At 73.5% G+C, this 26,688-nt stretch carries 18 protein-coding genes and 1 pseudogene; 9 read left to right on the forward strand and 10 right to left on the reverse strand.

The annotated features are described in order from the left end of the window. The first annotated feature begins 7 nt into the window (after positions 1-7). Positions 8-1,054, forward strand: a complete 1,047-nt coding sequence (locus EV374_RS08140) for a LacI family DNA-binding transcriptional regulator (protein WP_132233159.1) — start codon at positions 8-10, stop codon at positions 1,052-1,054. A gap of 142 nt (positions 1,055-1,196) precedes the next feature. On the opposite strand, the gene EV374_RS32445 is transcribed toward EV374_RS08140, so the two are convergent. The 5 genes and pseudogenes from EV374_RS32445 to EV374_RS08170 form a co-directional block, all read right to left on the reverse strand. Continuing rightward, positions 1,197-1,361 (reverse strand): hypothetical protein, encoded by a 165-nt coding sequence (locus EV374_RS32445; protein ID WP_165947725.1) that lies wholly within the window; start codon positions 1,359-1,361, stop codon positions 1,197-1,199. Between the two features lie 937 nt (positions 1,362-2,298). After that, positions 2,299-8,430 (reverse strand): DNRLRE domain-containing protein, encoded by a 6,132-nt coding sequence (locus tag EV374_RS08155; protein ID WP_132233160.1) that lies wholly within the window; start codon positions 8,428-8,430, stop codon positions 2,299-2,301. Positions 8,431-8,789: 359 nt separating this feature from the next. Next, positions 8,790-9,126 (reverse strand): annotated as a pseudogene (locus EV374_RS33285) (ISL3 family transposase); the annotation flags it as partial. A gap of 88 nt (positions 9,127-9,214) precedes the next feature. After that, on the reverse strand, positions 9,215-10,429 hold the full coding sequence (locus tag EV374_RS08165; protein ID WP_132233162.1) for an acyl-CoA dehydrogenase family protein: 1,215 nt from the start codon (positions 10,427-10,429) through the stop codon (positions 9,215-9,217). Further along, entirely contained in the window at positions 10,429-11,514 is a 1,086-nt protein-coding gene (locus EV374_RS08170; RefSeq protein WP_132233164.1) for a phosphotransferase family protein, read from the reverse strand. The genes EV374_RS08165 and EV374_RS08170 overlap by 1 nt, the downstream gene beginning before the upstream one ends. 151 nt (positions 11,515-11,665) lie before the next feature. Between EV374_RS08170 and EV374_RS08175 the strand changes: the two genes are divergently transcribed. After that, on the forward strand, positions 11,666-12,370 hold the full coding sequence (locus tag EV374_RS08175) for an ACT domain-containing protein (protein ID WP_132233166.1): 705 nt from the start codon (positions 11,666-11,668) through the stop codon (positions 12,368-12,370). Positions 12,371-12,554: 184 nt separating this feature from the next. Beyond that, positions 12,555-13,607, forward strand: coding sequence for a GNAT family N-acetyltransferase (locus EV374_RS08180; protein WP_132233168.1), 1,053 nt, complete (start codon positions 12,555-12,557; stop codon positions 13,605-13,607). A gap of 130 nt (positions 13,608-13,737) precedes the next feature. On the opposite strand, the gene EV374_RS08185 is transcribed toward EV374_RS08180, so the two are convergent. Next, on the reverse strand, positions 13,738-15,303 hold the full coding sequence (locus tag EV374_RS08185; protein WP_132233170.1) for an aldehyde dehydrogenase family protein: 1,566 nt from the start codon (positions 15,301-15,303) through the stop codon (positions 13,738-13,740). Between the two features lie 453 nt (positions 15,304-15,756). On the opposite strand from EV374_RS08185, the gene EV374_RS08190 reads away from it, so the two are divergent. Beyond that, positions 15,757-18,687, forward strand: a complete 2,931-nt coding sequence (locus tag EV374_RS08190) for a glycoside hydrolase family 9 protein (protein WP_132233172.1) — start codon at positions 15,757-15,759, stop codon at positions 18,685-18,687. A gap of 140 nt (positions 18,688-18,827) precedes the next feature. Here EV374_RS08190 and EV374_RS08195 read toward each other — a convergent pair whose 3' ends face one another. Then, positions 18,828-19,619: a PDDEXK family nuclease gene (locus EV374_RS08195; RefSeq protein ID WP_486485634.1), complete on the reverse strand. Its 792-nt coding sequence runs from the start codon at positions 19,617-19,619 to the stop codon at positions 18,828-18,830. Between the two features lie 257 nt (positions 19,620-19,876). Here EV374_RS08195 and EV374_RS08200 point away from each other — a divergent pair, with 257 nt between their 5' ends. Continuing rightward, complete coding sequence (locus tag EV374_RS08200; protein ID WP_132233174.1) at positions 19,877-20,401, forward strand: DUF488 domain-containing protein; 525 nt, start codon at positions 19,877-19,879, stop codon at positions 20,399-20,401. 25 nt (positions 20,402-20,426) lie between these two features. Here the strand turns inward: EV374_RS08200 and EV374_RS08205 are convergent, their stop codons facing one another. From EV374_RS08205 to bioB, 3 genes are read right to left on the reverse strand one after another with little or no spacing between them, the layout of a single operon-like run. Next, positions 20,427-20,933 (reverse strand): GNAT family N-acetyltransferase, encoded by a 507-nt coding sequence (locus EV374_RS08205; protein ID WP_132233176.1) that lies wholly within the window; start codon positions 20,931-20,933, stop codon positions 20,427-20,429. Positions 20,934-20,938: 5 nt separating this feature from the next. Next, complete coding sequence (gene bsaP, locus EV374_RS08210) at positions 20,939-21,178, reverse strand: biotin synthase auxiliary protein BsaP (RefSeq protein ID WP_132233260.1); 240 nt, start codon at positions 21,176-21,178, stop codon at positions 20,939-20,941. A 26-nt stretch (positions 21,179-21,204) separates the two neighbouring features. Beyond that, entirely contained in the window at positions 21,205-22,200 is a 996-nt protein-coding gene (bioB, locus tag EV374_RS08215; RefSeq protein WP_132233178.1) for a biotin synthase BioB, read from the reverse strand. A gap of 154 nt (positions 22,201-22,354) precedes the next feature. Here bioB and EV374_RS08220 point away from each other — a divergent pair, with 154 nt between their 5' ends. Genes EV374_RS08220 through EV374_RS08235 form a run of 4 tightly spaced genes read left to right on the forward strand, consistent with a single transcriptional unit; the run spans position 22,355 to position 26,681 of the window. After that, positions 22,355-23,491, forward strand: a complete 1,137-nt coding sequence (locus EV374_RS08220; RefSeq protein ID WP_132233262.1) for an 8-amino-7-oxononanoate synthase — start codon at positions 22,355-22,357, stop codon at positions 23,489-23,491. Between the two features lie 14 nt (positions 23,492-23,505). Then, entirely contained in the window at positions 23,506-24,234 is a 729-nt protein-coding gene (bioD, locus tag EV374_RS08225) for a dethiobiotin synthase (RefSeq protein ID WP_132233180.1), read from the forward strand. Positions 24,235-24,288: 54 nt separating this feature from the next. Then, positions 24,289-26,007 carry a sensor histidine kinase gene (locus EV374_RS08230; protein WP_486485635.1) on the forward strand — a complete coding sequence of 573 codons (1,719 nt, stop codon included), beginning with the start codon at positions 24,289-24,291 and terminating at the stop codon, positions 26,005-26,007. Beyond that, positions 26,004-26,681, forward strand: coding sequence for a response regulator transcription factor (locus EV374_RS08235; RefSeq protein WP_132233182.1), 678 nt, complete (start codon positions 26,004-26,006; stop codon positions 26,679-26,681). Before EV374_RS08230 ends, EV374_RS08235 begins: the two co-directional genes overlap by 4 nt. The last annotated feature ends 7 nt before the right edge of the window (positions 26,682-26,688 follow it).

Below are 26,688 nucleotides of genomic sequence, written 5' to 3' on the forward strand. Positions count from 1 at the left end.
GCAGACAATGACAACGCAGCGCACCCGGTCGCTCGGGCGCCCGACCCTCGACGCCGTCGCCGCCCGCGCCGGCGTCGGTCGCGGGACGGTCTCCCGGGTGGTCAACGGCTCACCCCAGGTGAGCCCCGAGGCGCGCGCCGCGGTGCAGCAGGCCATCGCCGAGCTGGGGTACGTGCCGAACCGGGCCGCCCGTGCCCTGGTGACCCAACGCACCGACTCGATCGCCCTGGTGGTGTCGGAATCCGGCGACCGGGTCTTCACCGAGCCGTTCTTCGCCGGCATCGTCCGGGGCGTCAGCTCGGGGCTGCTGGAGACCCCGTTGCAGCTCTGGCTGGCCATGGTGCAGTCGCCGATCGAGCGGGAGCGGGTCGAGCACCACCTGACCAACCAGCACGTCGACGGGGTCCTGCTGCTGTCGCTGCACGACTCCGACCCGCTGCCCACCCTGCTGGAGGAGCGCGGCCTGCCCACCGTGCTCGGCGGTCGCCCGGCCCGGATGCTGCAACCCGGCGCGCAGCCCGCGTACTACGTCGACGTGGACAACGTGGGCGGCGCCCGGCGGGCGGTCGAACACCTGGCCGGCCGGGGGCGGCGGCGCATCGCCACCATCGCCGGCCCGCAGGACATGGGCGCCGGCCTGGGCCGGCTGACCGGCTACAAGGAGGCCGTCAGGGCCGCCGGGGGCGGGGTCGACCCCGCCATGATCGCGTACGGCGACTTCAGCGAGGGCAGCGGGGCGGCCGGGATGCGTCGGCTGCTGGAGGACTGCCCCGACCTCGACGCCGTCTTCGTCGCCTCCGACCTGATGGCGTTCGGGGCGCTGCGCGCGCTGCGCGAGGCGGGCCGGCGGGTGCCGGAGGACGTCGCGGTGATCGGCTTCGACGATGCCCCGATCTCCCGGCAGGCCGAGCCGCCGCTGACCACGGTCTTCCAGCCGGTGGAGGAGATGGGCCGCCAGATGGCCCGCCTGCTGGTCAGCCGCATCCGCGGCGACGACCTCCCGTCCCCCCACATCCTCCTCGACACCCAGCTGATCGAACGTGCCTCCGCCTAATACTGCAACTTCGGAGCGCCTGTCTGCACTGGTAGTGGGATCTGTTGGCTCCGGCTCGGATGTTCGGCGCCAGATCGACCGGGTGCAGGGTCTGTACGGGCGGTAGCGATGTGGCGAGGAGAAGGCTTTGAGGAGTCGGCGGTCATCGCGATGATCTCCGGGGCAGCGTCAGGCTGCTGCGCGTGACGGCGAGGATGGTCAGGACGGCCAAGGCGAGCATGGCCAGGGTGATGAACCGGTGCCAGCCGGTCCAGCCGCGGATCCAGCAGTGGTCGAGGCCGACCCTGACTCTTGCGGTCTGGCGCAACTCCTCGATGCTTTAGCGGGAGCCGGCCACCCGGACCAGGGTGTGCAGCGGCATTTGCCGGGGCGACCAGCACAGGTAGAGGGACAGCTCGTCGGGGTGCGGTTGCGGCGGAGGAAGAGCCAATGAACCGGGCACCACCCGCGACGCCTTCTTCGACCCTTCCAGCGAGGAACTGGTGGCGAACCTGCTCCTCGCGGGCGCCGTAGCCGGTAGGGACATCCTCGCCGCGTACCGGTGGGCCGTCAGTCCCCGGACGACGAGCCGGCGGAGCTGCTGCGCGAGCGCGGCTACGACCTGCCCGCCGACGCGGTCGCCGGGGTGGTCAACATGCCCGACAAGACCGGGGCGGCATCCCCGCCAAACACACCGAACCCCAGCCGCTACCGGTTGAGTCGGCGCCCCCGGAGGTACTCGCACAACTTCCCGACGCTAACGGCGGCTGATTCCAGGGCATCGCCACCGGCCGGGGCGATCATGTCGAGACGAGCGACGGAGATCGCTGACGGAGCGCACTGGCGGCAGGTCCAGCTGTGGTGACGCGGTGGGTGGTCGGCGGTGGCCCCGGGCATGGGAACCATCCCACCGCCACTTCGCCTGCTTCCAGGTGTTAACCCGGTCGGCCGTGTCGTACGTTCACGACCGTCTCGCCCGAACCGCCAGGCTGATGCCGCCGAGCGGGGCCCGCAGCCATAAGCTGCGGACCCCGCTGACTGGAAAGCACGCTCGAAGCGGCGTTGCCCGTCGCGCTCAGGGCAGATCGATCAAAGCCGAGTGCCACCTTCGCGCTTTCTGGTCCCGGCGTATATCAGCCACGGAAGCAGAGCAGTTGATCCAATGAACAGGCTGGTGTCCAGAGGAAGTTTCCCTGCTACCCACAAAAGCGGAGAGAGCGCCCAGAGCAGGAAGCCAGCTACGGCCAGGCTCCAACCCGTCCTACTCACCAATATCTGCTCTTTGCGAAGTGGCATCCCGCCTCGATTCCGTAGCCAACCCAACCCGCTCTGGCACCCCAGCGGGCGATTCGCCAGCCCCACCTCGCCGCTGCGGCGCCGCCAGCTGCGCCGGCCCAGATAAAGGAAGGCCCGCTGGTGTAGGCCTTGCAACCTCTTCTAATGTCGCGGCGCATACTACGCCCGACATGGTCATGGTAGTTGTTGCGGCCACAATTACTACCTGATGTGCCCGACCTGCATCCCCACCTTGACCGGGCGCTTCGGTAGGAACTGCGCCAACCATTTCGGTAGGCATTATACGTGTTCCGCGCCTTCTTGTATTTCCGGCATACCCATCGCCAGTCGCTGCACCATCGCTTGCCATCAAGATCGAACTTGTTTGCCGGGTCGGCACAGGTGTACTCGTACCGGTTGCAGCTTCCGCCGTAGATCGGATCGACCTGGAGGAAGCGGCCGGTGACCGTGTTGTAGAGGCGTACGCCCATCAGGATGATGCCCGACGGGGTGTCAGCGGCCCGCTGCTTGGCACCGAGCCAGCCGTAGCGCTGCGTTCCGATGTCCCCGGGGTTGCGCGGCGTGCCGTACTCGTCGGCCTCGTTCGTGCGGGACAGGCCCTCGTCGTCGGCGTGGATCGTGGCGACCAGGTCGCCGTGCAGGTTGGTGATCTGCCAGTCGACCTGTGCGCTTTCGCTGTCGAAGATGCCAGCCATCGCCGACAGACCCGACACCGGCCGGGTAAATCGGTCAACCGTCTCCTGGGTCCACGACGGGCTGTCCTCGTCGCCGTCGTAGTGGTGCACCGACTGCAGGGCGGTGCCGCTGGCGTTGTCGGTCCACGAGCGGACTCGCTCACCGGTGACGTCCAGGACGTAGTCCGTCGTCCGTGTGCCCTGGGTGATCGTGTCCACCAGGTCCGTCGTGTGGTAGGCGATGGTCACGTTCCCGCCCGACGACATGGCCGTGTCGATCGCCGGCACCGTCGTCGTGCGGCCGAGGGCGTCGTACACGTAGCCGGTGGTGTTGACCCGGTCGGCCGTGTCGTACGTCCAGGTTCGCGACGACGACGCAGTCGTCGTCTGGCACGCACCGTCGGTACCCGGGCCGTAGGCGCTGGTCGTGGTGCGGTTCGCCGAGGCGCTGAAACCGTACGACCGGGTGGTGCACTGGCCGCCGATGACGTCCCGGATCGAGGTGAGCCGGCCGGCCTGGTCGTAGCTGTAACTCTGCTCCGACAGACTGGACGACCGCTCCCGCCACTGGCCGTGCGCCGACTCGACCACCGACTCGGCGTAGAGGGTGCATTCCGGCGTCGTTGCGCAACCAGGCTTGGTGTAGGTCAGCCCGATCTGCGTGCCGGTCTCGTCGGTCTCCGTGGTGACCTGCACCCCGTTCGGCCACGTCTCCGACCTCAGGGTGCCGTCGACGTCGTAGCTGCCCGAGAACGTCCCGCCCTGCGAGTCGTTGACCGAGGTCAGCAGGCCTCGCCGCTCGGTGCCGCCGTCGTAGGTGTAGGTCCGGGTGGCCTTGCCGTCGTTGCTGGTGGCCACCCGGCCGAGCAGGTCGTACGTGGTGGTGGAGGTGGTCCCGTCCGCGTCGGTGTAGGACGTCTGCCGGCCCAGGCCGTCGTAGCCCTTCACCACCTGCGCGGTGGCCAGCCCACCGACCACCGACTGCACGCGCAGCAACCGCCCGGTCGCCTGCTCGTAGACGTTGCGGCTGATCGGCACCGCGGTGCCGAGCCCCGACGCCGCCACGCTGGTCTCGTACGCCCGGCCAGCACTGTCGTACGTCGTGGTGGTCGTGCGCAGCGTCCCGGTGCTGGTCTTCTCCGTGACCACCCGTGCCTGGTTGTGCATGTCGTAGGTGGTCACCGTCACCGGCAGCTCCGGCCCGCTGGCGGCCTGCCCGCCCGGCTGCACCCGGCAGGGCAGGTTCGCCCATTCCGGCCGCAGGTCACACTCGGCGTACCCGGAACCGGAGGTGGCCCGGTAGTAGATCGTCTTCCGGGTCGCCGGCGTGGTGGTGCTGGTGCCACCGGCTGGCGCGGTCGTCGAGGTGACCAGCCCGGTGATCGGGTCGTACGCCGTGCGGGTGGTCTGGGCGAGACCAGCCGGATCCACCGTCACCACAGTCGGCTGGCGCAAACCCCAGTCGTACGCAGTGGTGGTGGTCCGGATGTCCTGATCGCTCTCGACGCCGCCCGTGTCCCAGATACGGACGCCGACGTCCTGTTTGGTGATCAGGTTGTACGGGCCGCCGGTGGTAGGCGCCCCCTGATCGTAGGTGTTCATGGTGTGCTGGCGTCCACGCACCACGATGCCGGTGGGCAGCATGACGTCGTGCTCCGGCTCCTGGGTGCTGGTGAGTCGCTGCCCGTCGGGAGAGTAGACGTTCAACGTGGAGCGGGCGCGGGCCAGCATGCTCTCCGCCGTCGCGTCGTCGGTGGAGCTGGCTTCGAGCGCGCGCGCCCGGTTACCGGCGGTCAGGGTCCGCACCGTGTTGCCCCACTGGTCGTACCAGGTGGCGCTGATGTGTCCGCCCGGAGTGGCGGTGTTGACCTCCCGGGCGTTGGCGTCCAGATAGGTGACGGTGGCCCGCTCGTACGAGGAGGGCAGCGTGCCGGTGGACGGGTTACCGGTGGGCACCTGGCTGGCTGGGAAGACGGCCGTGGCGTCGGTCGGTGCCTCGGTCTGCGCCCACCGGTTCGTCTGCGCCGGGGACAGGTCGTAGGCCGCGCCCGTACCCGACACCGGCACCTTGTAGACCACCGTCTGGGTGGCGGTTCCGGCGGTCAGCGCCGAGCGGGTCACCTTGTGCAGTCGGCCCGCTCCCGGGTCACCGGGAATGGTGGTGTAGCTGAGCTGCCACGGCTCCTCCGCGACCGGCTTGATGACGCTGAGGACGCCGTCCTCGGTGTAGTCGTAGGTCTCCCGGAGCTGCCGCGTGGTGCCGGCGTCGTTCCAGTCGAGCCTCGGATCCCACACCGCCCGCAGCCGGCCCGCGTTGTCGTAGACGTAGCGGGCCATCGGCACCGTCCGCATCGCCGGAGTCGCCAGGTCCGGGTCCCACGCGGTGAAGGAGATCTCCTTCACGCGTCCCACGCGGTCGCCCCACTGGGCTTCGGCGGTGCCGGTCGCCGTGGTGGTCGTGGCGTAGGTGAGCGTCAGCGCCCGGCAGCCCCGAGTGAGGGTGGCGCAGTTCACCCCGTCGGCGACGGGTGCCAGCATCCGGGTCGGCCGGACCACCTCCTTGCCGTCAACGGTGGCCTTCTCCCAGCTCAACGTGGTCGTCTGGTTGCTGCCCGGTACGGTCACCGACGTCGGGAAGTACTTCCCCGCAGCGGTCCCGGTGACCCGGGTGAACAGCACCGTGTTGCCGTCCTCGTCGGTCAGCGCGTACGAGTCGCCGGTGGCGTTGTAGGTCAGCTTGACGAACTCCATCCCGATCTCGGGATCGAAGACGGTGGCGGTGCGCTTGGTGAAGCCGATCGTGTCGCCCTCCGGCAGACCGACCTGCACCAGCGAGCCGTACACGGTCAGCGACGTGTAGGGCGACTCGGCCTCCTCGACCACGGCGCCGGACACCCAGCCGGGCCCGAACATGTTCGCCGCGTCCGTCTCGGCCGCCCGCCGCGTGTTGTACGAGCGGGTGATGGTCAGGTCGCTGCCGAACGAGTCGACGGAGACGTCGGTGTCGGACACCGTGTAGTTGCCGGTGATGAGGTTGACCGAGCCCGGTCCGATCTCCTCCGCCGCCGCCGACGCCTGGTCCCGGTCGAAGCTGAACTTGACCGTACTGGCGGTACCGCCGGTTCCGCCGGTGAAGGTGCCTCGCACCTGCAGGGGGCCATTGCGGGGGATCGACTCGGTGTCAGCGGCGGCCAAGGTGGCCTCGACGTCCCAGTTCAGCTTCGGGAACGCCCCGCCGCCACTGGTCGCCAGCGGCCAGGTGACGGCACCACCGCCCGCCGCAACAGTCACGTGGCCGGTCGGGATGGTGGCCCACGCGTCGGCGTCACCGCGCCGCCACTGGTAGGTGACACCCGTGACCGTCGACTGCCCCACCCCGGTGATCGCGACCTTCGCCGCCGTGATGTCACCCTCCTTCGGCGAGGTCACCGCGCCGGAGCCGACATTGAACGTGTACGTCCGGATCGCCGACTGGTTACCCGCCCGGTCCCGCGAGCGCACGTACAGCGTCTGCGGCCCGTCCGCGGTGGGAGTGATCGAGACGGTGGCAGCACCGCCGAGGCTGGCCGCGTTGACCGTCTGGTTCGGCGGGTTGACGTTCAAGCCGTACTCGTAGGCCGACACGTCGGCCACACCCGAGGCGCCGAGGGTGAAGCTACCGGCGGTTCCCGCCGCTCCGGCCCACTGACCCGCCGGGTAAGTCGTCGACGACACCGTCGGCATCGCCGACGGAGCCGTGGTGTCCACGATCATCGCGCAGTAACTCGACCAGGCGCCGTTGGCGAGGCCGTCGTTGCCACGCACCCGCCACGAGTAGGTGCCGCCCTCGTTGAAGGCTCCGGCCGGCACCGACGTCGCGAGCCAGGACCCCGATGCGCCGGGACCGACCGTCGTGCCGCCGATCCGCGTACCACCGCCGGTCAGCCACTCGAACTCGGCCCGCACCTGCGAGCCCTCGGCATCGCTGATCTGCGCCCGCAACTGCGGCGTCTTCGTGTTGACATAGGGGGTGCTGGACCCTGTTGCGCAGGGCAGCGACGGCACCGTCGCCCGCGCCGTCACCGTCGGCAGGGACTGATAGGTCAACTTGACGTACGGGGCGTTCGCGCCCTCCGACGAGTGGAACCTCTTCCATCCGTAGCTGTCCGTCTCCGACGTCGCCCGCAGACCGATGGTCACCGTGCAACACGTCGCACCGGTGGCGTGATCGACGAACGCACCCGTCGCGGACGAGTTCACCCAGCCGCCAGCGCAACCGCTGTTGTAGCCCCTCGTCTGCGAGCTGTAACCGAGCAGCCCTCGCCACTCCGGCTGGTTGGTCCACCGCGTCGCCGTGCCAGCCGCCAACGTCTTCCACGTCTCCCACTGCCGCGCGCTGCACGAGTACGAGTAGTGGTTCCACAAGTAGATCGTCGCGGCTTGGACGTGCTTGCCCTGCAGCCAGGTCAGGTCACCGAAACGCACGAACGACCGGGCCTTCAACGCCCCACCGTTGGACGTGCCCAGCTTCAGCTCCGTCGCCGCCGACTGATCCGAGGTGTAGTCAGTCTGCACGAACGCGTCGAAGTTCGGGCTCAGATTCACCGCCGGATCGATGGTGACTGGAAAGACCGTCTTCGGGTCGGTCAACCACTCCTCGTCCGGAGTCAGGGTCAACGCCAACCGGCCAGCCTTCGCCGCGCCCAGCTTCTTGCCGACCTTGGCCACCCGTACCCGCTCACCCGACGGCTGGTCGATCTGCGCGTCCCACATCAGCGGCTCCGGAGAGACCCCGACAGTGGCGCCGCGCTTGTCGCGGATCTCGAACCCGCCCCGCCCGTCCTCGACGACGCTCAGGCCCACGCCACGCAGAGGCAACGACACGTTACGCACCTGGGCCGCCGCCGCCCGGTCCTTGACGACCAGGAACTGCTCGAACCCGGTACGGGTCGACTCCACCACCAGATCGACACCCGGACGCACCTCCGCGTACGTCGCCCGAGTCCCCTCGACCGTCGGCACCGGCAGCGCACCGGACCAACCCAGCGACACCCGCTCGTCCGAGCTTCCCACGGTCACCAGGTCGTGCTCGCCGGAGCTCGCGGGGCCGGACAACCGCAGCCCGGCCGGGTGCGACCTGGCCGCCACCGAGCCGTCAGGCTGCGGCGCGAGAGTAAAGTCGACTGCCGTCCATGCCTGCGTTCGTTCGTTGCGGATGCGAACGGGACCGGCGTGGACCTCCGCCTCCACCCGGCCTTCCGGCAACGCCCAGAACTCCGACGTCTCCGACGTCATCCCCGTGATGCGAACCCGCTTGCCCGTCAACCGGGCCGTCGCCACCGCAGCCGCCTCATCCGGCCGCTCCAACACCTGCGGACCCGGCGCCGCCTGCTGAACGGGCGCCGGTGGAGCGGCCTCTGCCGGCTCGACCCGCACCCAGTCCGCCATCGTAGCGACCAACACCGCGGACATCCCGACCGCCGTCACACGGCCCAGCCGGCCGCGCGACAACCGGGGAATTCCCGATCTGCTCCCCCATAACGTCCTACCTGGTTCCACTGACCCCTCCTTCGGAAAGTAGCGATCAGGTAACAGGATGCAATTGCGACGATCATCGGCCGATCGGCCGTCGATCCAAGCCGAACGATGGTTGCGCCCTCTGTGGAAGTTCCACGGGGGACAGCGAACGTTCCCTGGCCTGCGCAGACGCGAGCAGAGGCAGGCAGGCAGTGAAGTAAATCACTGCGTCGATTCACGTCGCATGAGGTGGGTCGGTATTGCGGTGGGCGGGTGAGGCGTCCGGGTCAGCTGATCCGGGCGTAGCGTTTGACGGTGTTGAGGCCAGGGCTGAGCGGCGGGCGCGTTCCAGCAGGCCGACGCCTCTCGAGCAGGTCGTGGACCTGCTGCCACCGCTGCCGGGTGGTCACGGCTCGCGTGCCCTCCTCGGGCGGCGGGCCACCTTCAACCCATCGGCAAGGGCGCGGCGACCGCTTCGACGTGGGCGCGGGCGGAGTCCCGACATGCCACCTCGACGCCGGGATGCTCACGCAGCAATCTCTGCGGCGTTGTGGCCTTGCGACCCATCCCAGGCACCTGGGGCACCCGCCGCTCGGGCAGCGGTGTCCGCAGCAGCGCCCGCAGGGCCCGGGCTGATCCTGTAGTTGTCGTGACCCCGCCCGGCGTGTCATGACAACAACTTTGAGTTCGACGAGTCCGGCGAGGGTGGGCTGGGTCAGTTCGACCAGCGGCGCAGTTCGCGCTTCGCCAGCGAGGAGCGGTGGACCTCGTCGGGGCCGTCGGCCAGGCGCAGGGTGCGCGACTGCGCCCAGAGGGCGGCAAGCGGGGTGTCCTGGCTGACGCCGGCCCCGCCGTACGCCTGGATGGCCTTGTCGATCACCCACTCGGCCATGGCGGGAGTGGCGATCTTGATGGCCTGGATCTCGGTGTGCGCGCCCTTGTTGCCGACCGTGTCCATCAACCAGGCGGTCTTGAGCACCAGCAGCCGGGCCTGCTCGATGCGCACCCGGGACTCGGCGATCCACTCGCGCACCACGCCCTGCTCGGCGAGCGGCCGGCCGAACGCGACCCGCTCGAGTGCCCGCCGGCAGAGCAGCTCCAGGGCCCGTTCCGCCATGCCGATCAGCCGCATGCAGTGGTGGATCCGGCCGGGACCGAGGCGGGCCTGGGCGATCGCGAAGCCGGCGCCCTCCGCCCCGACCAGGTTCTCCACCGGTACGCGGACGTCGGTGAAGTCGACCTCAGCGTGGCCGCCGTGCGAGGCGTCGCTGTAGCCGAACACCGTCATGCCCCGGCGCACCGTGACGCCGGGAGTGTCCCGGGGCACCAGGATCATGCTCTGCTGGCGGTGCCGGTCGGCCTCCGGGTCGGTCTTGCCCATCACGATGAAGATCTCGCAGCGCGGGTCCATCGCCCCCGACGACCACCACTTGCGCCCGTTGATGACGTAGTGGTCGCCGTCGCGGGTGATCCGGGTGGCGATGTTGGTCGCGTCCGAGGACGCCACCTCCGGCTCGGTCATGCAGAACGCGGAGCGGATCTCGCCCTCCAGCAGTGGGCGCAGCCAGCGCTCCTGCTGCTGCGGCGAGCCGAACTCGGCGAGCAGCTCCATGTTGCCGGTGTCGGGCGCGGCGCAGTTGAGCGCCTCCGGGGCCAGGTGCGGGCTGCGCCCGGTCAGCTCGGCCAGCGGGGCGTACTGGAGGTTGGTCAGGCCGGCGCCGTGGCGCGGGTCGGGGAGGAAGAGGTTCCACAGGCCGCGCTTGCGCGCCTCGGCCTTCAGCTCGGCCATCACCGGGGGCCGGGCCCACGGGTCGCCGGCGGCGGCCACCTGCGCGGCGTGCACCGGCTCGGCCGGGTACACGTGCTCGTCCAGGAACGCGGTCAGCTCGGCCCGCAGCTGCTCGGTGCGGGTGTCGTAGGCGAAGTCCATCAACGCTCCCTGGCGGCGGTCAGCCCGTGTTCGACCAGCGGTGCCACCATGTCGCCGATCCGGTCGAAGCCCTCGCCGAGCGTCTGCCCGAGCGTGTGCCGGTAGTGGATGCCCTCGCAGATCACCGCGAGCTTGAAGCAGCCGAGCGCGACGTGCCAGTGCAGCGGCCCGACGTCGACGTCGCCGCGCCCGGCGTACCGCTCGATCAGCTCCGTCCCGGTGGGGAACCCGGCGCGCGGCCCGAGCCCGTCGGCGACCGGGTTGCCGGCGGCCGATTCGCTGCCGCCGAGCACGTCCCAGTAGGTCAGCAGCAGCCCGAGGTCGGCCAGCGGGTCGCCGAGGGTGGCCATCTCCCAGTCGAGCACGGCCCGTACGGCCACCGGGTCGACGGTGGCGAGCAGGTTGTCCAGCCGGTAGTCGCCGTGCACGATCCGGCCGGCGTTGGCGCCCTCCGGCACGGTGCCGGCGAGCAGGTCCCGCAGCTCCTCGATGCCGGGCAGCGGCCGGCTGCGGGACCGGTCGAGCTGGCCGGCCCACCGGCGGACCTGCCGCGCGAGGTAGCCCTCCGGGCGGCCGAAGTCGCCCAGCCCGACCGAGGCGGGCTCGACCGCGTGCAGCGCGGCGAGGGTGTCCATCATCGCCAGCGCCAGCTCGCGCCGCTGGTCATCCGTGAGCGGGTCGGTCTGGGCGCGGGTGCGCAACACCTCGCCGTGCACCCGCTCCATCAGGTAGAAGGGCGCGCCGATCACCTCGACGTCCTCGCAGAGCAGCAGCGCGGCGGGCACCGGCACGTCGGTCGGCGCCAGCGCGGAGATCACCCGGTACTCCCGGGCCATGTCGTGCGCGGTGGCCAGCACGTGCCCGAGCGGCGGGCGGCGCAGCACGACCTCGTGCCCGCCGGCGTGCAACAGGTAGGTCAGGTTGGACTTGCCGCCGGCGATCAGCCGGGCCCGCAGCGGACCGTCAGCCAGCTCGGGCCGGTGCCGGGCCAGGTGGGCGGCGAGCCGGTCGAGATCCAGCCCGCGAGGGGAGGCGGCGGCGGGGCTGCCGCCCGGCCCGTGCGCGTCGACGGCCGGCTCGGTCATCCGATTAGTTGATGGCAGCTCCGCCATGTTGTCAAGGCCAGAGTTGACCCTCGGGACATGCCGCGGCAACAGGGGCGAAACGGCCACGGGCCAGGCTGGGGCCCAGCCTGCCGGCCAGCGGTGCCGGCCCGCCGAGCGGAGGGGTTCAGACATGTTGCTGCGAGTTCGGGTCACCCTGCCGGACCGTCCGGGCACGCTCGGCCAGGTGGCGCGCACCATGGGCGTGTCCGGCGCCGACATCGTCCAGGTGGTCGTCCTGGAGCGGCTCGGCGGGCGGGCGGTGGACGACTTCACCGTGGTCTGGCCGGGCGCGGCGCGGGTCGAGCGGCTACTCGCCGGGCTGGCGGCGATCCCCGGCGTCCGGGTGGACGGGGTGTGGCGGGCCATCGGCGCGCCCACCACCTCCGGGCAGGACGCCGAGCTGCTGGCCCAGGTCGCGGCCAACCCGGTCGACGGCGTCGCCACGCTGGTCGACGCCGTTCCCGGCCTCCTCGCCGCCGACTGGGCGGTCGCCGCCGTGGTGCCGCTGGACTGGGCCGCCCGGACCGGCGCCGCCGGGGAGGCGACCGTCGGGTACGCGAGCTGGCGCGCGCCCGTACCGCCGCCGCTGCCGGAGGTGACTCCGCTGCGGGCCCGGGCGATCAGCACGCCCGGCGACGCGCACGTCGCGGTCGCGCCGTTCGGCCGGGCCGGCCTGGTGCTGGTGGTGGCCCGGGAGTGCGCCGGTACGCCGGCCGCGGCGGCGTTCCACGCCACGGAGGTGGACCGGCTGGCGCAGCTCGTCCGGGCCGCCGCGGTGATCCTCGGCGACCGGCTCGACCTGGTCGGGGCGCCGCCGGTGGCCGCGAAGCCCTGAGTCGGCCTTTCACGTCTCTGCGCCGGCCCGGCTTGGACGTCTGCGCCGGCCCGGCGGGGGCCTCTGAGCCGGCCCGGCGGCCGGCACTGTGGCGCAGGTCGCGCGACGGAAGCGGAGCCGTCACCCCCGGGCAACCGGCCCGCAACAGCCACCGACGAGGGTCGTAGGCGGAAGGGAGCGAACCATGACGCTGTGGCGGATCCGGGCGACCGTGGACGACCGGCCGGGCTACCTGTCGGTGCTCACGGCCAGCCTGGCGTTGCGGGGGGTCAACATCCTCGCCGTGCAGGTGCACACCACCGAGCGGGGTGCGGTCGACGACTTCCTGGTCGACGCGCCGGACACGCTCGACGAGGCCGGCCTCGTCGCCGCCGTCGAGCGGGGGCGGGGCCGGGACTGCTGGGTGGCGCGCAGCGAGGCGCGCGGACTCGCCGATCAGCCCACCCGGGCGCTCGGCCTGGCCACCCGCCTGGTGCGGGATCCCGACGCGGCCGGGGAGGCGCTGCGCGCCCTGCTCGGCGCGGACACGGTCACCTGGCGACCGTCGCCCGCCGGCGCCGGCTGCGGGATCGCCGACACGACCATGCTGCTGGAGGATCCGGCCGGCGGGTCGTTCGCGCTGCGCCGCGCCGCGCCGGGCTTCACCCCGGCCGAGTACGCCCGCGCGCAGGCCCTGGTCGAGCTGTCGGCCGCCGTCGCGCGCCGAGCCGCCGAGCAGGTCACCCTGGTCCTGCCCGACGGCGCCGAGGCGACCGTACGGCCGGCCGTCGCCGACGACCTGCCCGGCGTGGTCGAGTTGCACGAGGGCTGCTCGGCGCAGAGCCGGCACCGGCGTTACCTCGGCGGAACGGGGACGCCGGCCCCGGACCGGCTGCGCCGGCTGCTGGAGCCGGCCCGGGGCGTGACCCTGCTCGCCACGGCGGGCGGCGACGCCGGGGAGGCGGAGTCGGTCGTGGCGATGGCGAACCTGCTCGCCGAGGGCGACGAGGCCGAGGTGGCGCTGCTGGTCCGCGACGACTGGCAGCGGCGGGGCCTCGGCTCGGCCCTGCTGCGCCGACTGGTCCGGCACGCCGAGCAGGCCGGCTACGTGGCCCTGGTGCTGCACGTCCACGCCGAGAACGCCCCGATGCTGCGCACCGTGCGGCGGCTCGGCCGGCCCGCGCCGGCCGAGCGGGACGGCGGCCTGGTGACCCTCACCGTTCCGCTGGTCGAGGGCGCGTCCGCCCGGCACGGCTGAGGCGTCGCCTGCGGGCACGGGAGCTGCCCGGCGGCGCGGCGGGCGGGCGGATGCCGGCTGGTCGCGCCGTGGGTGTCAGGAAGGGCACCCTGCAATCGCCATGCGTTAACAGGGTGCCCTTCCTTGCACCTCAGGTCGTCGGGTAGCTGTTGTAGTCGGGGAAGTTGCCGTAGAGGCGGCCGTCGCCGCCCTGGGTCACCGCGTGCACCAGCAGGTCGCCACCGACGAAGGCGCCCTTCCAGGACGCGCCCCGGCCGCCGAACGGCTCGTCCCGGTCGCCCCGGGAGCGCGGCTTGTTGATGCCCACCTTGAACGCCTGGAGGTCGACCGCGAGCTTGCCGGCCAGCTCCTCGTCGTCGCAGGCCAGCGAGGCGACCAGCGCGCCGTTCGAGGCGTTCATCGCGGCCAGCAGCTCGTCGGTGGTGTCCACCACGACGATGGTGTCGACCGGGCCGAACGGCTCGGCGTGCATGAGCCGGGACCGGCCGGGCGGGGCCAGCAGCACGGCCGGCGCCACGTACGCGGAGGTGTCCTGCCCGTCGAGGAACGGCGCGCCGGTGAGCTTGCCCCGGTGCAGCGGTACGGCGCCGCCGCGTACCGCCTCGTCGACCTTGCGGCGCAGCTCGTCGGCCTTGGCGGCGCTGATCAGCGGGCCGAAGTCCAGCTCGGGCAGCGGGTCGCCGGCGGTCCAGTCGTCGCCGACGGCGAGCGGGTGCCCGAACCGGACGGAGCGGACGACCGGCAGGTACATGTCGAGGAACTCGTCGACGAGGTCCCGCTGGACCACGAAGCGCGGGTACGCGGTGCAGCGCTGCTTGCCGTACTCGAAGCCCTTCTTGAGGTGCCCGGCGAGCAGGTCCCACTGGGAGAAGTTCCAGATGCCCCAGGCGTTGAGGCCCTCCTGCTCGATGAAGTGCCGCTTGTCGGAGTCGAGCAGCGCGGCGGCGACCTTGCCGCCGTTGGAGCGCCCGCCGACGAACGCCACCGCGCCGATCTCCGGCGCCCGGACGAGCACCTCGGACAGCTCCTCGCCGCCGCCGGAGACCAGGGTGGCGGGCAGCCCGGCCCGGCGCATCAGCGCGTGCGCGACGGTGAGGCAGACCGCCCCGCCCTGCGAGGGGGTCTTGGCGATGACCGCGTTGCCGGCGAGCAGCTGCACCAGCTCGGCGTGCACGAGCACGCTCATCGGGTAGTTCCACGACGCGATGTTGCTGACCGGCCCCGGCAGCGGCTCCCGGCCGTCGGCGAGCATCCGGTCGATCTCGTCGACGTACCAGCGGACGCCGTCGAGCGCCCGGTCCACGTCGGCGCAGGCCAGCCGCCACGGCTTGCCGATCTCCCAGACCAGCAGGAGGGCGAGCAGGTCGCGGTGGGCGGTGAGTGCGTCCAGGGCGTCGGTGACCCGGGCCTTGCGGTCGGCGAGCGGGGTGTCGGCCCAGGCGCGGTGCGCGGCGGCGGCGTGCGCGACCGCGGCGCGGGCGGACTCCGCGTCGAGGCGGGCCAGGTTGACCAGCACGGTGTTGTCCACCGGCGTACGGACGGGGCTGGGGGTGCCCACCGCGTGCCAGTCGCCGCGGACGAGGTTGTGCAGGGTGGTGACACCGTCGACCGGGGAGCCGAACGCCTCGGGCGCGGCGGCCACCGCGCGGGCGAGGGTGTCGGACCAGGCGGTGCCGTCGGCGAGTCGTAGAGCCATCGCGATCTCCTCAGGTTGGCCGGGGGAGCGGCAACGTCGATGGCACCGCTGGTGTGGGCGTACTGTCGCGCGCCGGAAAGGGGCGGGCAACAGTACGTTCGTATGCCGGAACGCCCGGCCCGTCGCCCGCCCGGCCGCGACGCGCGTCTTCGCCCGCCCGTCCCGGCGATGACCTGCCCGTACGCCATGATTTGATCCATCAATATCGATGGTGTGACGTACGTCCGGTGTGCAGGTAAGGGCTTTCCTGTCACCGCCCCTGCGCGGGTGCGCCGCGAGCGCGCCGCGGGCGTCTTCACAAACCGGCGACCGCCGCATTACATTGTCGGTCATCCATGGGAGCGCTCCCGGGCCCGTGGCCGCACCCCCCACCACCTTCGCCGGCACGCTCCGACCACCATCCCGCGCGCCGTCCCCGGTGCCGCCGGCGACGCCACCGACAGGAGCCCCGTCATGCGTCACCCGAGACGTCCGCGCCGGCCGGGCGAGCAGCCCTGGCTGCCCCGCCTGCTGGCCGCCGGCAGCGCCCTCGCCGCCGGCCTCGCCCTCGCCGTCACCGCCCCGGCGTCCGCCTCCGCCGCGACGCCCGCCGCCGGGGGCGCCACGCGGCCCGCGCCAGTCGCCGCCGCAGCGCCCGCCGCCGCCTTCAACTACGCCGAGGCGTTGCAGAAGTCGCTCTACTTCTACGAGGCGCAGCAGTCCGGCCCGCTGCCGGACTGGAACCGGGTCTCCTGGCGCGGCGACTCCGCGCTCACCGACGGCGCCGACGTCGGGCTCGACCTCACCGGCGGCTGGTACGACGCCGGCGACCACGTCAAGTTCGGCTTCCCGATGGCGTTCAGCGCCACCATGCTCGCCTGGGGCGCCGTCGAGTACCGCGCCGGCTACGTCGCCTCCGGCCAGCTGCCGCACCTGCTCAACAACCTGCGCTTCGTCAACGACTACTTCATCAAGGCGCACCCGGCCCCCAACGTCCTCTACGGACAGGTCGGCAAGGGCGACGACGACCACAAGTGGTGGGGCCCGGCCGAGGTGATGCAGATGGCGCGGCCCGCGTACAAGATCGACGCGAGCTGCGGCGGCGCGGACCTGGCGGGGGAGACGGCGGCGGCGATGGCCGCGTCGTCGATGGTCTTCCGGCCCACCGACGCCGCCTACGCCGACAAGCTGCTCGGGCACGCCAGGCAGCTCCACACGTTCGCCGACACGGTGCGCAAGAGCTACCACGAGTGCATCACCGACGCGACCAGCTTCTACCGCTCCTGGAGCGGCTGGCAGGACGAGCTGGTCTGGTCGGCGATCTGGCTGCACCGGGCCACCGGCGAGGCCGCCTACCTCGCCAAGGCCGAGAGCGAGTACGACAAGCTCGGCACCGAGAACCAGAGCACCACCCGCTCCTACAAGTGGACCATCGCCTGGGACAACAAGCAGTTCGGGGCGTACGTGCTGCTGGCCAACCTGACCGGCAAGCAGAAGTACGTCGACGACGCCAACCGCTGGCTCGACTACTGGACCGTCGGCGTCAACGGGCAGCGGGTGCCGTACTCGCCCGGCGGGATGGCCGTGCTCGACTCGTGGGGCGCGCTGCGCTACGCGGCGAACACGTCCTTCGCGGCCCTCGTCTACAGCGACAAGACCACCGACGCCACCCGCAAGGCCCGCTACAAGGACTTCGCCGTCCGGCAGATCAACTACGCGCTCGGTGACAACCCGCGCGCCTCCAGCTACGTCATCGGGTTCGGGGCCAACTCCCCGAAGAACCCGCACCACCGCACCGCGCACGGCTCCTGGTGGGACAGCCAGACGGTGCCCGTCGAGACCCGGCACACCCTCTACGGCGCGCTGGTCGGCGGCCCGTCGGCGGCCAACGACGCGTACACCGACAACCGGTCGGACTACGTGATGAACGAGGTCGCCACCGACTACAACGCCGGCTTCAGCTCCGCGCTGGCCCGGCTCGCCCAGGAGTACGGCGGCACCCCGCTCGCCGGCTTCCCCCGCGCCGAGACGCCGGACATCGACGAGCTGACCGTGGAGACCACGGTGATGCAGGCCGAGCCGCGCGCCACCGGCCTCAAGACCATGATCTACAACAAGTCGGCGTTCCCGGCCCGCGCCCTGACCGACGGCAAGTTCCGCTACTACTTCCGCCCCGACGGCACCGGCCCCGTCACGGTCACCCCCGGCTACACCCAGGGCTGCCCGTCGCCGGCTACGGCCAAGCAGTTCTCCGGCGACATCTGGTACGTCGAGGTGGACTGCACCGGGCACACCATCGCGCCCGCCGGGCAGTCGCAGCACCGGATGGAGGTGCAGTTCAAGATCGGCGTACCCGAGGGCGGCACCTGGGACCCGACGAACGACCCGTCGTACCAGGCGACGGCCGGGCCGAACCGGAAGGTCACCCTCTACTCCGGCGGCACCCGGATCTGGGGCGAGGAGCCCGGGCCGGCCACCCCGGACACCACCGCGCCGACCACCCCCGGCACCCCCGTCGCCTCGGCCGTCACCGCGACCGGGCTGACCCTGACCTGGCCCGCGTCCACCGACGCCGGCGGCAGCGGGCTGGCCGGCTACGAGGTCACCCAGGCACAGGTCGGCAGCGACGCGCTCGTCCTGCTCAATTCGACCACGAACACCCTGGCCGTGACCCGGCTGCTGCCCGAGCGGACGTACCGCTTCACGGTGCGGGCCCGCGACGGCGCCGGCAACCGCTCGACCGCCTCGCCCGTGGCCGAGGTGACCACGCCCGCTGCCCCGGCCCCCGACACCGTCGCGCCGACCCGCCCCGGCACCCCGACCGCCTCGGCGGTCACCGCCACCGGGCTCACCCTGAACTGGGCCGCGTCGACCGACAACGTCGGCGTCACCGGGTACCGGGTCTACCGCGAGGCCGGCGCGACGGACGCGCTGGTCGGCTCGCCCACCGGCACCACCGTGGCGGTGACCGGGCTGACGGCCGCGACCGCGTACCAGTTCTACGTGGTGGCCGTGGACGCGGCCGGCAACGCCTCGACGGCGTCCGCGCCGGTCGCCGTCACCACCGCCGACCCGCCCGCGTCCGGCGGCTGCGCCGTGACCTGGACGACCAGCGGCTGGGACAGCGGCTTCACCGCGAACGTCACCCTCACCAACACGGGCACCACCGCGATCGACGGCTGGACGCTCGCCTTCACCTTCCCTCACGCCGGCCAGAAGGTCGGCCAGGGCTGGTCGGCGACGTGGACCCAGACCGGCGCCGCGGTCACCGCCACCAGCCTCTCCTACAACGGCCGGCTCGCGCCGGGCGCGTCGACCAGCTTCGGCTTCAACGGCACCCACACCGGATCGAACCCGAAGCCCACCGCCTTCACCCTCAACGGCACCCCCTGCACCATCTCCTGACGCACCACCCCTCCGATGCCGCTGTCCGCGCCACCACCGATGGCGCGGACACCACAGGCGGGCTGGCGCGGACGTAACCGTCCGCGCCAACCGGAATCTTGGACAGTTGCCGTTCCCCGTGAACGGCAACTGCCCAAGATTCACGCCTCGGGGCGCCAGCCGGCCGCCGTCAGGGCGCGGCGGAGGGAGTCGGCCACCTCGTCGGGGCGGGCGCGGATCAGCCACGCCGGGAAGCGCAGGATGCGGTCCCCCGAGGTCCAGACGTCGTTCTGGCGACGCATGTCGGCCGCCCAGTGCCGCACGTCCATGTGGTGCGCGCCGTCGATCTCGACGTGCAACCCCCACTCCCGCCAGTACGCGTCGAGCCACCGCGTCCGCCCGGAGGCGTCGACGCGCCGCTGCTGAAGGTGAGGCGCGGGCAGGCCGTGGCGGCGGCAGAGCCGGACGAAATCGATCTCCGAGAGCGCCTCCGCACCACCCGCGATGTCCGCCGCGGTCTGCCGGATCAACGCCCGCCGACGGGCCCTGGGCAGCTCGTCCAACACCGCCGACAACTCCGCCGGCGTGACCCGGCGCTGCTGACAGCCGGCCGCCAGCGCCGCCTGCGCCTGGTCGACGGTGCGGGCCCAGCCGGCCGCGTCCACCAGCGCCCGGGCCGTGGTGGTCCGCGGCGGTCGGGCGAGCTGGAGATGCGCCGGTGGCAGCTTCGACGTGCGGTGCACGACGACCGCCGGCATGTCGGCCGGCAGCCGGCCCAGCACGGTGCGCCCCGCCCGCCGGTGCGCGGGCACGAGCACGTGCAGCGGCTCGCGCCGCAGCCCTCGTACGCCCGCCTCGGCGGCAGCCGTCGGGCCTGCCAGGACAGCACCGGAGCCCGCGGCGAGGACCGCCACCCACAGTTGCTGGTCCCGGGTCAGCCGGCCGTTGCCCATCAGCACGACGCCCCGGCAGATCGCGCCACCGCCCGGAGCGCACGCGTCCGCGTACGGTGCCCTCGGTCAGCGAACGGATCGCCTGGGCGGTGGTGACGACGCCGGCCTGCTCGAACGCCAGCCAGTCGAGCGCGTCGGCCCCGTCGGCCGGAAGGTCGGGGTGCACCCGTCGCAGCCTCGCCGCCGGCCGCCCCGCCCGCCGCCCCGCGCGGAGATCCCGGGCGGTAGCCGCCCGCGATTCGGGGCATTCCCTCCTCGTGGAGTTGTTGACGGTGGGGCACGGGGCGGCGGATCGGGAGCGGCTGGGCGAGCTGCTGGCCGGTGCCGGCGTCGCGCTCGTCGTGGACGTGCGGCGGTTCCCGGCGAGCCGGACCAACCCCGACGTACGCCGGGAGGAACTGGCCCGCTGGCTGCCGACGGCCGGCGTGGACTACCGCTGGGAGCAGCGCCTCGGCGGCCGGCGGCACACCCCGGCCGGCACCGACGAGCCGGACACCTGGTGGACTGTCGCCGCCTTCCGGGCGTACGCGGCGTACACCCGTACCGCCGACTTCCGGGCGGCGCTGGAGGCGGTGCTGGCGGACGCGGCGGCCCGGACCACGGCGGTGATGTGCAGCGAGAGCGTCTGGTGGCGCTGCCACCGGCGGCTCATCGCCGACGTCGCCGTGCTGGGGCGCGGCGTGCCGGTGTCCCACCTGATGCCCGACGGCCGGCTCACCCCGCACCGCCCCGCCGAGGGCGCCCGCCGGCTGCCCGACGGCGACCTGGTCTGGGACGGCTGACCGACGGGCCGGACGGGCGTCCGGCTCAGTCGGCCAGTTCGTCGGCGAGCAGGTCCATCAGCAGCCCGTCGTGCCAGCGCCCGTCCTCGCCGCGTTCGTAGCGGCGCAGCACCCCGACGGGGCGGAAGCCGACCTTGGCGTATGCCCGGACGGCCGCCGTGTTCGCCGCCGCCGGGTCGATGGTGAACCGGTGGTGGCCGTGCTCGTCGATCAGGTGCCGGACCAGGGTGCGGATCGCGTCCCCGCCGAGCCCGGCACCGCGTACCGCCGGGTCGAGGAAGACGTCCATGCTGGCGTGCCGGTAGTCGGGGTCGTCCTCGGCGTACCACTGGATCGCGCCGACCACCCGGCCGTCGTGCTCGATCGCGTACACCGTCAGGGCCTCGTCGGCGAGGTCGGCCCGGACGGCGGCGGCGAGGTCGTCGCCGCCGCGCCACCAGCGCCGGACCTCCGGGGTGGCCCGGATCGCGGCGAGCGCCGGCACGTCCCCGGCGCCCGCCGGCCGCAGGGTCACCGCCCGGCCGCGCAGCATCCCCCTCAGCCCCGGATCTCGCCGTGCTCGACGCAGACCGCCGCCCAGCCGACCGGCAGCACCTGCACCTTCATCCGGCGGCGGCAGTGCGCGCAGAAGCGCGGCGGCTCCAGCTCCCGGGCCGCCGCGCACCCGTCGTGCGACCCGGCCGCCACGGCCTCGCCGCAGCGGTCGCACCAGGCGGCCGTCGCCCCGCCGGCCGCCGTCGCCGCGTCACCCGCCGGCACCGCGTCGGTCGCCGGCATCGCGTCGCTCGTCGTCACCGGGGCGCTCACAGCGTCGCGGAGAGCGCCTTGACCGGCATCTTCAGGTCGTCGAGCAGCTCCAGGTCGGCCGTCGCCGGCCGGCCCAGGGTGGTCAGGTAGTTGCCGACGATCACCGCGTTGATGCCGCCGAGCAGGCCGTCGCGGGTGCCCAGGTCGCCGAGAGTGATCTCCCGGCCACCTGCGTACCTCAGGATGGTGCGCGGCATGGCCAGCCGGAAGGCGGCGATGGCGCGCAGCGCGTCCTTGCCCTCCACCACCGGCCGGTCGCCCAGCGGGGTGCCGGGGCGGGGGTTGAGGAAGTTCAGCGGCACCTCGTGCGGGTCCAGCTCGGCGAGCTGCGCGGCGAACTCGGCCCGCTGCTCCACCGTCTCGCCGAGGCCGAGGATGCCGCCGCAGCAGACCTCCATGCCGGACTCGCGGACCATCCGCAGGGTCTCCCAGCGCTCCTCCCAGGAGTGCGTGGTGACCACGTTGGGGAAGTAGGAGCGGCAGGTCTCCAGGTTGTGGTTGTAGCGGTGCACGCCCATGTCGACCAGCTCGTCGACCTGCTCCTTGCTGAGCATGCCCAGCGACGCGGCGACCTGGATGTCGACCTCGGCCTTGATCGCGGCGACGCCCTCGCGCATCTGCTTCATCAGCCGGGCGTCCGGGCCGCGCACGGCCGCCACGATGCAGAACTCCGTCGCCCCGGTCGCCGCGGTCTGCTTCGCCGCCTCGACCAGCGACGGGATGTCCAGCCAGACCGACCGGACCGGGGAGGTGAACAGGCCCGACTGCGAGCAGAAGTGGCAGTCCTCCGGGCACCCGCCGGTCTTCAGCGAGACGATCCCCTCGACCTCCACCTCGGGCCCGCACCAGCGCATCCGCACCTCGTGGGCGAGCTGGAGGGCGGCGGGCAGCTGCTCGTCGGGCAGGTTCAGCACGGCGAGGACGCCGGCCTCGTCGAGACCGACGCCGTTCTCCAGCACCTGGGTTCGGGCCTGGTCGAGGATCTCTGGCATGGCTCGTACCCTACAAGGCCACCTGGCCGGGATGAACGGCCCGCGTGTCGGCACCGGGCGCAGGGGTGGGCACGCCGGGCGCTGGCCGGCGGGTGGTAATTTCGCCCGGCGGAAGCGGCCGACGGCGGCCGGCCGGGCGGCGTTGGGGGTGACGGTGGCGGACTGGCTGGCGGCGCTCGACCGCCGCGCCGAGCTGCGCGCGAAGGCGGGGCTGACCCGCCGGCTGCGACCGCGGGCCGCCGGCGACGCCGTGGTCGACCTGGCCGGTAACGACTACCTCGGCCTGGCCACCCACCCCGAGGTCACCGCCGCGGCGGCGCGGGCGCTGTCGGCGTACGGGCTGGGGGCCACCGGGTCGCGGCTGGTGCGCGGCTCCACCGACGCCCACCACGCGCTCGAGGACGCCCTCGCCGACTGGCTCGGCGCCGAACGGGCACTCGTCTTCTCCTCCGGCTACCTGGCCAACCTCGGGGCGGTCCGGGCGCTGGTGCGGCCCCGTACGCTGCTCGTCTCCGACGCCCACAACCACGCCTCCCTGATCGACGGCTGCCGGATCTCGGGCGCGGAGACCGTGGTGACCCCGCACGCGGACGTCGCGGCGGTGGCCGCCGCGCTCGCCGCCGCGCCCGGCCGGCCGGCGGTGGTCGTCACCGAGTCGGTCTTCTCCGTCGACGGCGACCTCGCCCCGCTGGCCCGGCTGCACGCCGTCGCCCGGGAGCACGGCGCGCTGCTGCTGGTCGACGACGCGCACGCCCTCGGAGTGACCGGCCCGGCCGGCGCCGGGGGCGTCGCCGCCGCCGGCCTCGCCGGCCAGCCCGACGTGGTGGTCACGGCCACCCTCTCCAAGGCGCTCGGCGGCGCGGGCGGGGTGGTCGCCGGGCCGGCGGAGTTCGTCCGGCACGTGATCGAGACCGGCCGGACCTTCATCTTCGACACCGCGCTGCCCCCGGCCGTGGCCGCCGGCGTGCACGCCGCCGTCGGGCTGGCCCGCGCCGGCGACGACCTGCGCGCGGAACTGGCCGAGCGGGCCGCCCTGGTCGTCCGCCGGTTGGGCGCCGCCGGGCTGGCGGTCTCCGCCCCCGACGGCGCGGTCGTCTCGGTCACCGCCCCCGGCCCCGAGGCGGCGAGCGCCTGGGCGGCCGACTGCCGCGACCGGGGAGTCGCCGTCGGCTGTTTCCGGCCCCCGTCCACGCCGGACGGCCGGTCCCGGCTGCGGCTGACCATCGGCGCCGGCGTCCCCCGGGCGGACTTCGAGCGGGCCCTGGAGACCATCGTGGAGTGTGCCCCTTGAGCCGGGGTGGGGACATGACCGGGCCGTGGCGCGGGCCGGTACTGGTGACCGGCACCGACACCGACGTCGGCAAGACGGTGGTCACCGCGGCGATCGCGGCCGCCGCGCAGGCGGCCGGCCTGCGGGTCGCGGTGGTCAAGCCCGCCCAGACGGGTACGGCCGGCGGCGAGCCGGGCGACGTCGACGCGGTCAACCGGCTGGCCGCCCCGCTGACCGGCCGGACCCTGGCCAGCTTCCCCGACCCGCTCGCCCCGCTGGCGGCGGCCCGGGTCGCCCAGCTGGAGCCGCTGGAGCTGGACACCGCCGTCGACGCGGTCCGCGAGGAGGCCGACAAGCACGACCTGGTGCTCGTCGAGGGCGCGGGCGGCCTGCTCGTACCGATGGGGCTGCGGCCGGAGGGCCGCTCCTGGACGGTGGCGGACCTGGCGGTGGCGCTGGGCTGCCCGGCCGTGGTGGTGACCCGGGCCGGTCTGGGCACCCTGAACCACACGGCGCTGACGCTGGAGGCGCTGGAGCGCCGGGGGGTGCCGGCCGGTGTGGTGGTCGGCGCGTGGCCGGCCGCGCCGGAGCTGGTGCACTGGGCCAACCTGACCGACCTGGTGCCGAACCTGCTGGGCGCCCTGCCGGCCGGGACCGGGGCGATGGATCCGGGGGTCTTCCGCCGGTCCGCGTCCGGCTGGCTCACCCCCGCCCTGTACGGGGTGCTCGACGACTGGCGCGCGTGGGCCGAGGAGATCAGCTGAGCACCTGACCTTCGTCGGTGCCGGCGCAGGTCGGGCGTGGGTAGCCTGACCGCCGTGGGGAACTGGTGGTCCGTCCGGGTGGGCGGCGCGGTGCGGTCCCGGGAGGTCGTCCGGCGGCGGCTCGGCGACCTGCTCCTGTGGGTGACGACCGCTGCCCCGATCGCGTACGCGCTTGTCACCCCGCCGCACGCGGGGCCGGCCACCGCCCGGCTGGCCGGCGCGCTGCTGCTGCTCACGGTGGCGGTCGCGGTGAGCCGGCGCTGGCCGGTGGTCGCCCTGGTCGTCGTGGTGCTCGGCTCGCTGCTGGACGGCAACTTCCTCTTCGCGATCCCGGTGTTCAGTTATCTGACCGGTCGCCGCAGCGCCACCGCCCGTACGGCCGCCGTCGCCTTCGCCGTGCTCGCGGCCGGCGGCACCGTGCTCAACCTGGGGCTGCTCGGCACCGGCGCGGCCACCTGGTTCCTGCTCGCCTCGGTGCTGCTCTTCGCCGGGGTGTTCCCGTGGCTCGTGGGGCGGTACCGGCGGCAGCAGGCCGCCCTGACGGAGGCCGGCCGCCGGCACACCGAGGCGCGGGAGCGCGAGCGACGGGGCACCGCGGAGCGGGTCCGGCTGCGGGAACGGGCCCGCATCGCCCAGGAGATGCACGACTCGCTCGGGCACGACCTGAGTCTGATCGCCCTGCGTGCCGCCGCGCTGGAGGTCGCGGGTGACCTCACGCCCCGGCACCGGGCCGCCGCCGGGGAACTGCGGGCCAGTGTCGCCGCCGCCACCGAGCGGCTGCACGGGATCATCGGGGTGCTCCGGGAGCCGGACGGCGCGGCGACCACCCGGCCGGCCGACGAGAGCGTCACCGAGCTGGTCGACGGGGCCCGGGAGGCGGGCATGGCGGTGCGCCTGGACGGCGCTGACGCCCTGACGCGGCTGCCCCCGATGGCCGCGCACGCCGTGCACCGGGTGGTCCGCGAGGCGCTGACCAACGCCGCCCGGTACGCCCCCGGCGCGGCGGTCACCGTCGTGCTGGGCGGCGACGGCGACCGGATCGAGGTGGCCGTCGTCAACGATCCGCCACCGGCGGGCCCGCTGCCGGGCCCGCCGTCCACCGGTTCCGGCCTGCTCGCCCTCGCCGAGCGGGTCCGGCTCGCCGGCGGCGTCCTGACGACCGGCCACCAGGACGGTGGCGGCTTCGCCGTCCGTGCCCGCCTGCCGGCGACGGCCCGGGCGGGCGCCGACGCCCTCCCGTCAGGTGGCGGCGACTCCGGCCCTGGCCCTGGCCCCGGCCCCGGCAGCGGCCGGCGGTCGGCGGGTGGCTGGCCGGCGGACGGCTGGCCGGCGGGCGAGGCGGGCGAGGCGGGGTTTCCGGTCGCCCCGGGTGCGGGCGCCGACGCGTCGGACGGCGGGTCGCCGGGGGAGCGGCCGGGCGAGTGGCCGGGCGAGGCCGAGCGGCGGCTGCGCGACGCCCGCCGGCGGGTCCGGCTCAGCCTGCTGACGGCGCTCGGCGCCCCGGCGGGCCTCGCGCTGGTCCTCTCCCTCGTCTACTACCCGGTCGCCACCGCCGGTACGGTCCTCGACGACGGGGCCTTCGCGCGGATGCCCGTGGGCGCGCAGCGCGCCGAGCTGACCGGGCTGCCCCGACGGCAGTCGGCCCCGCCCGCCGGGACGGCGCGTCCCGGCTGCGAGCACTACACCGACGGCAACTTCCCCCTGGCCCAGCCGACGTGGCGGCTCTGCTTCGTCGAGGGCCGGCTGGTCAGCAAGGAGCGGATCGACGGATGAACGCCGACACGGCCGGCCCGGTGCGGGTCGTCCTCGCCGACGACGAGGCGATGATCCGGGCGGGTGTCCGGGCCATCCTGGCCACCGATCCGGGCATCGAGGTGGTGGCCGAGGCCGGGGACGGCCGGGCCGCGGTGGAACTCGTCCGGGCGCACCGGCCCCGGGTGGCGCTGCTGGACATCCGGATGCCGAGGCTGGACGGGCTCTCCGCCGCCGCCGAGATCCGCCGGCTCGTGCCGGAGACGGCGACGCTCATGCTGACCACGTTCGGCGAGGACGACCACGTCGCCCGGGCGCTCGGGCACGGGGCGAGCGGATTCCTGCTCAAGGCCGGCGACCCACGCGAGTTGATCGCCGGGGTGTACGCCGTCGCCGACGGTGGCGCGTACCTCTCACCGCGGGTGGCCCGCCGGGTCATCGAGCTGGGCGGCGACCGGCTGGCCCGCCGGCCGGTGGCCCGGGACCGGCTGGCGGGGCTGACCGAGCGGGAGCGGGAGGTGCTCGCGCTGGTCGGGGCGGGGCTGTCCAACGCCGAGATCGCCCGCCGGCTGCACCTGGTCGAGGGGACCGTGAAGAGCTACCTGACGAGCGTCTTCACCCGCCTCGAGGTGCGCAACCGGGTGCAGGCGGCGATCCTCGCGTACGAGGCGGGGCTGGTCGAGCCGACCGGCTGACCCGCCC

It is taken from the genome of Micromonospora sp. CNZ303 (assembly GCF_004345505.1).